Raw genomic sequence first — 10,847 nt, 5'->3', positions numbered from 1 at the left:
AGCGTGCGCCGAGGCTGCCTCCGCCCTCGTCCTCAGCCAAAGAACTCGGTCACGGAGGTGGTGGAAGGGAGATACCGAACTTGTCGAGTGTGTCGAGTCCCAAGTAGAGGATCAGGAAGATGACGCCGGCAACGAGACACACCATCCGAGCGCGGTCCATGGCCTCGACCTCGTGCCAGAGGTGCCAGATGAGCCAGGCGACGAAGACGAGCCCGACGAGGGCGGCGATGGGGAGGGCGATTGGGATGAAGCTGACGATCTGGTCGACGGCGGTTGCCACGGGCGGCAGGGTATCGGCATGAGGGCTGGTCGCGGGGTTTCGACCTGCTGCGCCTCGAGGTGAGTTGAGCGTTGGTCTACGGACTGGGCGCTCTTCTTCATTTGCGCGGCACGTCGCGGGACCGGCCGCCAGGCCGCACACCCCGGAGGCCGCGCACGCGGCCGAAGGCCGCCTTGAGTCAGTAGAGAAGTTCTCACGAATCCTCGGCGACGCTGTTGTCGTCCGGCTCTGCGTCGTTGGCCTCCTGGTCGTCGATTGCGACCACAGCGCGGTCGACCCACCGGGCGAACAGACTCCATGCCGCAAGCGTCTCGAGCGCCTCCTGCTCGGTCAGATCGTCGGCACCGACATGATTCAGCGGGTTCCGGATTCCGGAGAAGAGCCCCTGGCCAAGGTGGATCGCGCCGACGTGCCGATCACGGAACAGATCGGGATTCGCTCGGTCGCAGAGCCGCAGTCTTGAACGGCCGGGGTCGGGGGGGCGGCGTTCCGAATGCGGCCGCGACGAGTCTTGACTCGCCTAGATCGGGTCGTTCGGCCTTCTTCTTCAGTTTCGTGTTCACGTTGATTCCCGCAGCCCACACCGCGGCGTCATGGTTGCCGCTCTCCCAATGCGGCTGGGCCGCCTGCCATACCCACGGATGCAGTCTGTCTGCTGAAAGGGCCGGACCTACGTCGGTGAGCCCGAGTTTCTCGCGGACTTCGAATCCTTCTTCGAGCTCGAAGATGAGCTTGCGGACGCCGGGTTCGTCTGGTTGCCAGCGCCGAAAGCGTCGCTCGTCTGCTTCCCAGATAGCTTCAGATATGAACTGCACGCGGTGCTTGAGCTTGCTCCGCTCCTCCTTGCTCCCGAGGAACTTGGTCTTCGGATCGCGGCGGGACTGTCGGTCCTCCTCGGGAACCGGCACTCGCTCGTGCAATGACAACCACAATTGGCACTGCGCCAGTGCCCACGCTGTATCCACCATGTGGAGTCTTCCGCCAAGCGCCTAGTGGACAGGGCGAGCCTCGCGTGAGGCTCCCCTCAACTGGGGATCATGCAAAGCCGCTGCTGGTGGCCTCGTGTCAGATCCGAGCGGCGTCGTGCTCGGGGTGCGGCACGAGTGAGGGTCGTTTGCCCAACGGTTGGCCGTTGTAGAAAGTTCTGTCGGACGAGCGGGACGTACACCAACCTGGGTACGCTGGCGTCGATGCTGATCGAGTCAGCGTGTGGGGCGGATAGAGGGTCGGCGTGTGCGTGTGAAGAGTGCCAAGCAAGCCAAGCAAGCGGCGGTCGACGAGAAGAAGCGGGCAGCATCTGAAGACCGCGCTCTGGATCTTGGCGTAGGGAATCTGGTCGCGATTGCCGCCTCGGTCCTCGTTGGCGGCTGCGTAGCGGCGGCGACGGTCGTCGGAGTCGTGTCGAGTAGTACCACCGGGACTGGTTTCAACCCTCCGACCGTGTCATACAAGGTTGTCGACCTGACGGTGGATGATCTCGGCTATGTCCCGGTCGAGCTGGAGTCGAACGCGACGCCCCCGAGGAGTTGGGCTTGCTCGCCGCCGACGGCGTCCGGGGAGCGCAAGTGTTTCGTGCCGATCGGCAACCATGAATCGCTCACGACTCAGGACGTCCAGAAGATCGTTGACGATCAACTCAATGACTTTCGCCGGGAGTCCGATGCGGCTGCGAAGACTCGACCGATTGTGGTGAAGGTCCCCTCAGATGAGGGCCTAGATTGGAAGTTCTGGCTACCTTACGGATTGGCGGTGGTGACGTTCATCTGGGCGGTCTTCACCCAGCGCGACCACGTCCGTGCGGGGTACAAGATGGTTCGGGGTCGGCTGGCCTCGCTCTTGTCGCGCCTCCGGTCGCGCCTCCGTCCTTCGCAAAGCACGCCTGAGTCCTGATCTGTTCGGCGAAGGGGAGGGTTCTCGCCATACGAAGGTGGCGGTGATCCGGTACTCGTCGCTCAGAGCCCCGAAAACGGCCAGATCGACCAGGGCGAGGAGACGGGCTCGTGAGCGACATTCCTTACGCACCGGGTATCGACGGACTGAAATGCAAGAAACTCCCGACCGAAACCGCTGGTCAGGAGCCTTGTTTGGTACGCCATGTAGGACTTGAACCTACAACCCGCTGATTAAGAGTCAGCTGCTCTACCAATTGAGCTAATGGCGCATGTCTTGGAGCCCGTCAGGCGCGCTCGGCGACGAGAAGAACATTAGCAGCGGGCTCGGATACGCCCCAAATCGAGGACGTCGTCAGCGGAGCTCCAGGACGGCTTGGGCGGCGTTGTGGCCGCCGAGGCCGGAGACGGCGCCGCCGCGGCGGGCGCCGGAGCCGCAGAGCAGGATGCTGCCGACGTCGGTGGCGACGCCCCAGCGGGCGGCGGGGGTGGTCAGGTCCGCGTCGTCGGGCGCCCAGGGCCAGGCGAGGTCGCCGTGGAAGATGTGGCCGCCGGGCATGGCCAGGTCGGCCTCGATCTCCTGGGGGATCTTGGCCTCGATGCACGGCTCGCCGTCCGCGGTCCGCGCGACGACGGAGGAGATCGGGTCGAGCAGGTGACGGTCGAGGGAGGCGATGGCGCGCTCGACGGCCTGCTTCTTGCGCTCCAAGCGCGTGGCCGGGTCCTCGAAGAGGGTCGCGGGAGCGTGCAGGCCGAAGTAGGTGAGGGTCTGGGTGCCGGGTGGGACGTCGCCGAGGATGGAGGGGTCGGTCAGCGAGTGGCAGTAGACCTCGCCCGGCATCTCGGTCGGCACCGATCCGGAGGCGGCCTCGGCGTAGGCCTTCTCGAGCTCGGAGTAGGACTCGCCGAGGTGGAGGGTGCCGGCGAAGGCGACCTTCGGATCCTCGCCGGAGCGCAGCCGGGGGAGGCGCTCGAGGAGCATGTTGATCTTGAGTTGGGCACCCACCGGCTTGTCCGCGGCGGCGGGGGTGCGGCCGAGGAGGCCGTCGAGGACGTACGGAGCCAGCCCGGAGAGCACGTAGTCGGCCGCCACGGTGTGGAACCCGGAGGCGTCGGTCCAGGTGACCTCGGCCCCCTCGCCGACGGCACCGCCGCGGATCGAGGTGACGGTCGCGCCGGTGAGGACCTGCGCCCCACCTGCGTACGCCGCCTTGGCGATCGCCCCGGTGACCGCGCCCATGCCGCCGATCGGGACCCGCCACTCGCCGGTCCCGTTGCCGATCAGGTGGTAGAGGAAGCAGCGATTCTGGATCAGGCTCGCCTCGCCGAGGCCGGCGAAGGTGCCGATCAGGGCGTCGGTGGCGACCACGCCGCGGACCAGGTCGTTGGCGAAGCGGCGCTCGATCGCTTCTCCGAGCGGCTGCTCGACGATGTCGTGCCAGATCGCTGCATCCACCTCCGAGCGGATCGCGGCACAGGTGGGCAGCGGGGAGGTGAGGGTCGGCGCGACGACCTGCGCGAGCTCGCTGACCTCGGAGTAGAAGGACTGCCACGCGGCGTACTCCTCGTCCGACCCGGTCACCGCGCGGAAGCTCGCCGCGGTGGCCTCGCCCTCGGGCGTCTCCACGAGCAGGCCGGTGGCCCGCGAGCCGTCGAGGTAGGGGGAGTACGACGCGGTCTGCCGCGACGCGAGCTCGATGTCGAGCCCGAGATCGGTGCGGATCTGCTCGGGCAGCAGCGAGACCAGGTAGGAGTAGCGCGAGAGCCGGGTCGGGAAGCCCTCGAACGCCTGGGCCGAGATCGCCGCGCCGCCGACGTGGTCGAGCCGCTCGAGCACCAGGACCGAGAGGCCCTCCCGACTCAGATAGGCCGCGGCGGTGAGGCCGTTGTGACCGCCGCCGGCCACCACTACGTCGTACTTCTCCTGTGCCATGGCCCCGATCCTAGGAGGTGGCCAGAGCGGCGTTGGCCCGTTCGGTGAGGGTGGCCAGGACCCGAGCGGTCACGACCAGGTCCTCGGCCGGGATGTCGGAGAAGAACGTCCTGGTCAGCGGCTGGGTCCGCGCGGTGATCTGCTGCTGGAGACGGTCGCCCTCCTCGGTCAGGGTGAGGCCGTCGGCGATCAGGCCGCGGTCGATCGCGGCGTCGAGATGCGACTCGACCTCGGCCGCGGAGACCTTGATGTTGTCGGCCGTCGACGCGACCAGATCGGCACGGTTGGCATCGCCTTGGCGCAGGTAGTTGAGCAGGAGCGACTGCTCGAAGGTCAGGTCGTAGTCGTCGAGCACGTTGAGGAGGTTCTTGCGCACGGCGAAGTAGGCGACGCCCAGGTTGGCGCCGGTGAGCGGAGGAGTGGCAACGGTCATGATCAGTCTCCAGATGTGGGATCGGTGTCGATGGGGGCGGCGAGCATCGCCTCGAGCGCTGCTTGCGCCTCGGCGGCACGACGGCTGTTGCGGCCGCCGAGCGGTGCGGTGAGCTGGTCGAGCAGCCGACCGGTCAACGCGATCGCCTCGCGGGTCACCTCGGTGCCCTCGGGCGTGATGACGAGGCGTACGGCTCGGGTGTCCTTGGCGTCGCGGACACGCTCGATCCAGCCCCTCGTCTCGAGCTGGCGGGCGAGCTTGGAGACGTACATCGGCTCGAGGCCGGTGAGGTCGGCAAGCTGCTTCTGGGTCGGGGCCTCGGAGGCGCGGAGGCCGTGGAGGGAGGCGATGAGCGAGTACTGCGCATGGGTGAGCCCCAGCGGCGCGAGCGCTCTGTCCATCGACACCCGCAGACGCATGGCCAGGCGCCACACGACGTATCCGATCGTCTGCTTCCTCATGCAAGAAACCGTACATGTTGATCATAAACATGTATAGCAATTAAGAATGTCCGTGGTGCCTGGCAGGATCGGAACCATGGCTGAGCGTCCTGAGGTCCCCGAGGCGATGGTGACGCGGCTGAGGGAGATCCTCGCCGCCTTCCCGAAGTGCCTCGAGGACGACGCCTGGGTGGGGGTGCGCTGGCGGGTCGGCCAGGAGACGGTCGCGCACGTCTTCGGCGGCGAGGACCAGCTCTTCCGGATCGTCTTCCGGGGTGAGCCCGACGAGGTGGTGGCCTTCGAGCACCTCGGCCACCCCTATTTCAAGGCGGGCTGGGGTGGCAACGTGGTCGGGATGATCCTCGACGACGACACCGACTGGGACGAGGTCGCCGAGCTCCTGACCGACTCCTACTGCATCCAGGCGCCGGCCAAGCTGGCCGGTCTCGTCGAGCGTCCGTCGGTGACGACGGAGTAGGTCCGCTCACCTTGGGCGGGCGGCGTACGCCCGATCAACCAGCTTTGGCTGGTCACGCCCTGGTTTCTCGTGGCGCCCGTGATTCCGGTGCTCGTCTGCCACCTTGTGGCGTGGAGGTGACTGCGAAGAGTTGCAGCCCGGATTGGGACTTTAGACCCTAGGCCGACCGGCCAGACTCCGGCATGTTACCTTGGCAAATCCAAGGGAACAGTTTCCCTTCCATGGCAACAAATTTCATAAGGAGTGCGTGTGCGTCGCATGGCCATGCTGATCCTCGGGGGAGCCGTTGCGGCGGCCGGGGTTGGCTGCGGTTCGGACGGTTCCATCGACTACGGGTTCTACAGCAACAACCACGGCGAGAACCCCGCGATGGAGAAGAAGGTGATCACCGTCGACAGCACCGAGAGGATCGAGCAGAACCAGCAGCTCGGGTTGACGGCTGAGGGAACCATCAAGGGCGAAGCACCCGGAATCCTGTTGAGGGTGATCGTGCAGGACGTCTTCGAGACGTCCTGCACGGACGGCACCGAGACCCCGCCGGGGTCGCGCGTGATGGCCGTCGAGATCCAGGTCGTCAACGCCGGGTCGAGGGTCTTCAATGACAGCCCGGCCACCGGCACGACGGTCATCGATGCCTCGGGCAAGAAGTACAAGAGCCTGCCCAGCACGGTGACGGTCGACGGCGGCGAGGTGTTCCCGAACCCGTTCGGTCTGCAGCCGCGTGACCAGCGGACGGCCCTGGTGCCGTTCGTCGTCCCGGTCGGGGTGAACATCAAGCAGGTGGGGTTCCAGATCGACAAGGGCGGCGAGAGCGGCCTGTGGCGGGTTCCGTAAGCCAGAACCCCTAAATCTGGTCCAGCAATCTGGATTCAGCATCAGCCTCCAGGCAACCTTCTGGCGGCATTACGCGTCACCATCTCTGTGGTGATGAGACGATGAGTCTTCTCGGACGTAATGCTGCGTGGTCAAACAGGAGGTGTGGTGCGGGTCCGGGTCCTAGGTGCCGTCGAGCTGGTATGTGACGACGGCACGGTGCAGAAGCTGTCGCGCACGCGGCGGACTCTGCTTGCCCTGCTGGCGGCCGCGCGCGGAGCGCCGGTCTCCTCGGACCTCCTGGTCGACGAGCTGTGGAGAGGTTCACCCCCGGCAACGGGGGTGAACCTGCTTCACCAGCGCGTCCGTGACCTGCGCCGGGCGCTCGGCGAGGATCGCCGCCATCTGCAGAGCCGGGCGAACGGCTACGCGCTGGTCGGCGCGGACATCGACCAGGCCCGCTTCGAGGAGCTGGTCGAGCAGGGCCGTACCTCGGCCGAGGCCGGAGACCACGAGCGGGCCAGCATGCTCTTCGACGCTGCTCTGGAACTGTGGACCGGGGGCGCGTACGGCTCGGTCGGTGAGTCTCCGATGATCGCGACCGAGGCCGCTCGGCTCGAGGAGCTGCGGCTCGTCGCCGTCGAGTCCCGGGCCGCCGCTGACCTGGCGCTCGGCCGGCAGGCCGCGGTCGTGGCCGACCTGGGACCGATCGTCCGGGCCAACCCGCTCCGGGAGGGCCTGTGGCTGCTGCTGATGACGGCGCTGTGGCATTCCGGCCGCACGGCGGAGGCCCTGGACGCCTACCAGCGTCTCTTCCGTGTCCTCCGCGACGAGCTCGGGGTCGAGCCCTCCAAGGACGTACGCGACCTGCAGCTGCGGATCATCGAGGGAGAGGACCCGGAGCCGGCGCCGGCACGGACGTACGAGGAGATCGTGCCGCGCCAGCTGCCGCCGGTCGTCGCCGCCTTCGCCGGACGCGAGGACCAACTGACGACGCTCGACGAGCTGGTGGCGAAGGAGGACGGCGGGGCCGTCGTGATCTCGGCGATCGCGGGCACGGCCGGGATCGGCAAGACGACGCTGGCGCTCTACTGGGCGCACCGGACCGCTCCCCGCTTCCCGGACGGCCAGGTGTTCGTGAACCTGCGCGGCTTCGACCCGTGTGACGCGCTCGACCCGCTGGACGCGCTCGGGGTGCTGCTCGAGGCGTTCGGGGTGGAGCGGTCCCGCCAGCCCCAGGACATCGACGGCCGGGCGGGGCTGCTGCGCAGCAAGCTCTCCGGCAAGCGGGTGCTGCTCGTGCTCGACAACGCCCGCGACAGCGAGCAGGTACGCAGCCTGATCCCCGGTAGCCCGGGCTGTGTGACCCTGGTGACCAGCCGAAACAGGCTCTCCGGCCTGGTCGCGGAGGCCGGTGCGAGTCCGATGGAGCTGGGCCTGCTCGATGACGCCGAGGCCTATGAGCTGCTGGCCGGGCGGCTCGGCGAGGACCGTCTCCTGGCCGAGCCCGAGGCCGTCGAGCGGATCATCGAGCTGTGCGCCTCGTTGCCGCTGACGCTCTCGGTCGTGGCCGCCCGGGCGGCGATCCGGCCGGCGTACTCCCTCGCCGACCTGGCCGACGAGCTCGGCGAGTCCCGCCTGGACGGGTTCGGCGGCGGACGCGGTGACCTCCGGGCGACCTTCTCGTGGTCGGTCCGGCATCTGTCCGATGCCGCGGCCCGTCTGTTCCGGCTGATCGGCCTGCATCCCGGGCCGACGCTCACCTGCGTGGCCGCGGCCAGCCTGGGCGGGATCTCCCGCGTGCGGGCCCGCCGCCTGCTCGACGAGCTCACCGAAGCCAACCTGCTGACCGAGGTCGCGCCCGGCCGGTTCGTGCTGCACGACCTGCTCCGGGAGTACGCCGCCGACCTCGCCACCGGCGAGCCCGCGGAGGTCCGCGAGGCGGCCGAGCTGCGGATGATCGACCACTACGTCTTCAGCGCTCGGGCGGTGCACAGCGCCTACGACCCGCACCAGCGCCACCTCGACGCGCAGGAGCCGATGCGCGACGGGGTCACCCCCGAGGTCGTCGGCGACAGCGTCGAGGCGCTGGCCTGGATCGGCACCCAGCTGCCGGTGATCTCCCGGGTGATCGACGTCGCCGTCGCCCGGGGACTCGCACCCGACCGGATCGTGCTGCTCGTCGGTGCCCTCGAGCGTCTGCTCGACCTCCAGGGACGCTGGATCGAGCTGGCCGCGCTGGCCGAGGCCGCGCTCCCGGGCGTGCGCCGCAGCGTCTCGCAGGGCGGCGACCCCGCCGGGCTCGGCGTCATGCACCGCGCCGCCGGGGCGGCCTGCGGGCGCCTGGGGCGCGTCGAGGATGCCCTCGACCACCTCGGCCGGGCCCTCGATCTGGCGATGGAGTCCGCCGATCTGGTGGGCGAGGGAAAGACTCTGCACCGGCTGGCCACCGTGGCCACGGCCTCCGGCGATCATGCCGGGGCTGCTGCGTACGCGGCTCGGGCGGCGGAGGTGTTCGCTCGCGCGGGCGACCCGATCCGGGCGGCCTGGACGACCGGGCGGCTGGGCCTCTACGAGGCCCTCGACGGTGCGTACGAGTCCGGGCTCCGTCACTGCGAGACGGCGCTCGAGGAGCTGCGCCGGGTGGCGCCCGGCTACCGCAGCGAGGGCAACGTCATCGCCACCATCGGCTGGATCCATCAGCAGCTCGGCTCCGTCGACGAGGCGGCCGGTCACTTCGAAGAGGCCGTGACCAAGCTCCGTGCCGCCGGCGACCTGCCGGGTCTGGCCGACGCGCTCGGCCACCTGGCCGACGCCCGCGCAGCTCTCGGCAAGGACGAGGACGCCCGCTGCGCGAGGGTCGAGTCCGCCTCGATCCTCGCGCAGCTGGGCTGACCGCTCCGGTTACGCCGTGGGCAGCTTGTAGTCGGCGTACTCCTCGCGCAGAGTCTTCTTCGAGAACTTCCCGACCGAGGTCTTGGGCACCTCGTCGATGAAGACCACGTCGTCGGGCACCTGCCACTTGCCCAGGTTCTCGGCCAGGTAGCCGAGCAGCTCCTCCTTGGTCACCGACTCGCCGTCCTTGACCACCGCGAAGGCCAGCGGCCGCTCGCCCCACTTCGGGTGCGGCACCGCCACGACGGCCGCCTCGGCGATGCTCGGGTGGCCCATGATGAGGTTCTCGATCGCGACGGTCGAGATCCACTCGCCACCCGACTTCACCAGGTCCTTGGTGCGGTCGACGATGCGTACGTAGCCCAGCGGGTCGATCGCGGCGATGTCACCGGTGCGCAGCCAGCCGTCGGGCGAGAACGACGTCGGTGCGTCGACCTTGTAGTAGCCCGACGCGATCCACGGGCCGCGGCACTCCAGCTCGCCGGTCGTCTCGCCGTCCCACGGAAGCTCATCGGTGGTCCCGGGCTCCACGATGCGGAGCTCGACGCCGACGGCCGGGATGCCAGGCGACGTACGGTAGTCGGCCTTCTCCTCCTCGGAGAGGTCCGTGATCTCGGCGCGCTCGTTGAACACGCTGCCGAGCGGCGACATCTCGGTCATGCCCCAGGCCTGGGTGATCGGCAGGCCGATCGCCTCGCGCCAGGCCTCGGAGAGCGACTTCGGCACCGCGGAGCCGCCGCAGATGACCACCCGCAGCGAGGAGAGGTCGGCGTCCTTCAGCAGCGGGACCATGCCCATCCAGATCGTCGGTACGCCGGCCGCGATCGTCACCTTCTCGGCCTCGAGGAGCTTGATGATGCCGGGAGGCGAGAGGTCGGGCCCGGGCAGGATCAGGTTGGCACCGGCCAGCAGGGAGGAGTGGGCGAAGCCCCAGCCGTTGGCGTGGAAGAAGGGCACCACCGGAAGCACGCGGTCGCGGTCGTTGGTGCCGAAGAGGGTGCCGGCCAGGGAGGCCAGCGCGTGCAGGTACTGCGAGCGGTGGGTGTAGACGACGCCCTTCGGGTTGCCGGTGGTGCCGGAGGTGTAGCAGATCCCGGCAGCGGTGCGCTCGTCGGTGACCCGGCCCTCGATCGCCGCCTCCTCGGCGTCGGCCATCAGCTCCTCGTAGGAGACGACCCGCGGGTCGTCGGGGAGCGGGGTCGGCGCCCCGTCGTCCATCACCACGACGTGCTTGAGCGTGGTCAGCTGGGGGAGAAGCGGAGCCAGCAGACCGAGCAGCGACCGGTCCACGAAGACGGCCTCGTCCTCGGCGTGGTTGAACGTGTAGACGAGCTGTTCCGGGAAATAGCGGATGTTGCCGGTGTGCAGCACCCGGCCGGTGCAGGGGACGGAGTAGTAGAGCGCGAGGTGGCGCAGGGTGTTCCACGCGAAGCTCGCAACCCGGCCGTCCTCGGAGATGCCGAGCCGGTCGAGGACGGTGGCCTGCTTGCGTACCTCCACGGCCAGGTCCTTGAACGTGTTGCGCTCCAGACCGGTGGCGGTCTTGGTGACGATCTCCCGCGTCGGGAAGACGCGCTCGGCGCGCCGGATGATCGTGTCGATGGTCAACGGTGCGTCCTGGATCAGTCCTTGCATGCTGCACATCGTGACCCAACGTGGCGTGCGTCACAACGTCTTCCGCGAACT

Annotated in this window: 11 protein-coding genes and 1 tRNA gene; 4 read left to right on the top strand and 8 right to left on the bottom strand. The window is 68.5% G+C overall.

Annotated features, from left to right (window positions below; genetic code table 11):
* Positions 1 to 49: 49 nt before the first annotated feature.
* From ABT304_RS25300 to ABT304_RS25290, 3 genes are all read right to left on the bottom strand, one after another.
* Entirely contained in the window at positions 50 to 280 is a 231-nt protein-coding gene (locus ABT304_RS25300; RefSeq protein ID WP_350719434.1) for a hypothetical protein, read from the bottom strand.
* A 193-nt stretch (positions 281 to 473) separates the two neighbouring features.
* Positions 474 to 650 (bottom strand): hypothetical protein, encoded by a 177-nt coding sequence (locus ABT304_RS25295; protein ID WP_502890434.1) that lies wholly within the window; start codon positions 648 to 650, stop codon positions 474 to 476.
* Positions 651 to 696: 46 nt separating this feature from the next.
* Positions 697 to 1,245 carry a TIGR02391 family protein gene (locus tag ABT304_RS25290; RefSeq protein WP_350719432.1) on the bottom strand — a complete coding sequence of 183 codons (549 nt, stop codon included), beginning with the start codon at positions 1,243 to 1,245 and terminating at the stop codon, positions 697 to 699.
* Between the two features lie 268 nt (positions 1,246 to 1,513).
* Between ABT304_RS25290 and ABT304_RS25285 the strand changes: the two genes are divergently transcribed.
* Positions 1,514 to 2,170, top strand: a complete 657-nt coding sequence (locus ABT304_RS25285) for a hypothetical protein (protein WP_350719431.1) — start codon at positions 1,514 to 1,516, stop codon at positions 2,168 to 2,170.
* 195 nt (positions 2,171 to 2,365) lie between these two features.
* Here the strand turns inward: ABT304_RS25285 and ABT304_RS25280 are convergent.
* From ABT304_RS25280 to ABT304_RS25265, 4 genes are all read right to left on the bottom strand, one after another.
* Positions 2,366 to 2,441: transfer RNA gene (locus tag ABT304_RS25280), tRNA-Lys, on the bottom strand.
* 83 nt (positions 2,442 to 2,524) lie between these two features.
* Positions 2,525 to 4,102, bottom strand: coding sequence for a phytoene desaturase family protein (locus tag ABT304_RS25275; protein WP_350719429.1), 1,578 nt, complete (start codon positions 4,100 to 4,102; stop codon positions 2,525 to 2,527).
* 10 nt (positions 4,103 to 4,112) lie between these two features.
* Positions 4,113 to 4,535, bottom strand: a complete 423-nt coding sequence (locus tag ABT304_RS25270; protein ID WP_350719427.1) for a winged helix DNA-binding protein — start codon at positions 4,533 to 4,535, stop codon at positions 4,113 to 4,115.
* 2 nt (positions 4,536 to 4,537) lie between these two features.
* Complete coding sequence (locus ABT304_RS25265; protein ID WP_350719425.1) at positions 4,538 to 4,996, bottom strand: MarR family winged helix-turn-helix transcriptional regulator; 459 nt, start codon at positions 4,994 to 4,996, stop codon at positions 4,538 to 4,540.
* Positions 4,997 to 5,072: 76 nt separating this feature from the next.
* Here ABT304_RS25265 and ABT304_RS25260 point away from each other — a divergent pair, with 76 nt between their 5' ends.
* The 3 genes from ABT304_RS25260 (at position 5,073) to ABT304_RS25250 (ending at position 9,161) form a co-directional block, all read left to right on the top strand.
* Positions 5,073 to 5,453: an MmcQ/YjbR family DNA-binding protein gene (locus ABT304_RS25260; protein WP_350719424.1), complete on the top strand. Its 381-nt coding sequence runs from the start codon at positions 5,073 to 5,075 to the stop codon at positions 5,451 to 5,453.
* Between the two features lie 249 nt (positions 5,454 to 5,702).
* Positions 5,703 to 6,287, top strand: a complete 585-nt coding sequence (locus ABT304_RS25255; RefSeq protein WP_350719422.1) for a hypothetical protein — start codon at positions 5,703 to 5,705, stop codon at positions 6,285 to 6,287.
* A gap of 147 nt (positions 6,288 to 6,434) precedes the next feature.
* Positions 6,435 to 9,161, top strand: a complete 2,727-nt coding sequence (locus ABT304_RS25250) for an AfsR/SARP family transcriptional regulator (protein ID WP_350719420.1) — start codon at positions 6,435 to 6,437, stop codon at positions 9,159 to 9,161.
* A 9-nt stretch (positions 9,162 to 9,170) separates the two neighbouring features.
* On the opposite strand, the gene ABT304_RS25245 is transcribed toward ABT304_RS25250, so the two are convergent.
* A complete protein-coding gene (locus tag ABT304_RS25245) occupies positions 9,171 to 10,796 on the bottom strand; it encodes a long-chain fatty acid--CoA ligase (protein WP_350719419.1) in 1,626 nt (541 codons plus the stop codon).
* Positions 10,797 to 10,847: the final 51 nt, after the last annotated feature.

Origin of the sequence: Nocardioides sp. NPDC000445 (assembly GCF_040300245.1) — a bacterium.
Lineage (GTDB): Bacteria > Actinomycetota > Actinomycetes > Propionibacteriales > Nocardioidaceae > Nocardioides.
This window is presented reverse-complemented; position numbering and strand designations above follow the sequence as displayed.

Coding starts and splice junctions, on each gene's coding strand:
- ABT304_RS25270 (WP_350719427.1), bottom strand. CDS start 4,535: ATGACCGTTGCCACTCCTCCGCTCACCGGCGCCAACCTGGGCGTCGCC.
- ABT304_RS25265 (WP_350719425.1), bottom strand. CDS start 4,996: ATGAGGAAGCAGACGATCGGATACGTCGTGTGGCGCCTGGCCATGCGT.
- ABT304_RS25260 (WP_350719424.1), top strand. CDS start 5,073: ATGGCTGAGCGTCCTGAGGTCCCCGAGGCGATGGTGACGCGGCTGAGG.
- ABT304_RS25245 (WP_350719419.1), bottom strand. CDS start 10,796: ATGCAAGGACTGATCCAGGACGCACCGTTGACCATCGACACGATCATC.
- ABT304_RS25275 (WP_350719429.1), bottom strand. CDS start 4,102: ATGGCACAGGAGAAGTACGACGTAGTGGTGGCCGGCGGCGGTCACAAC.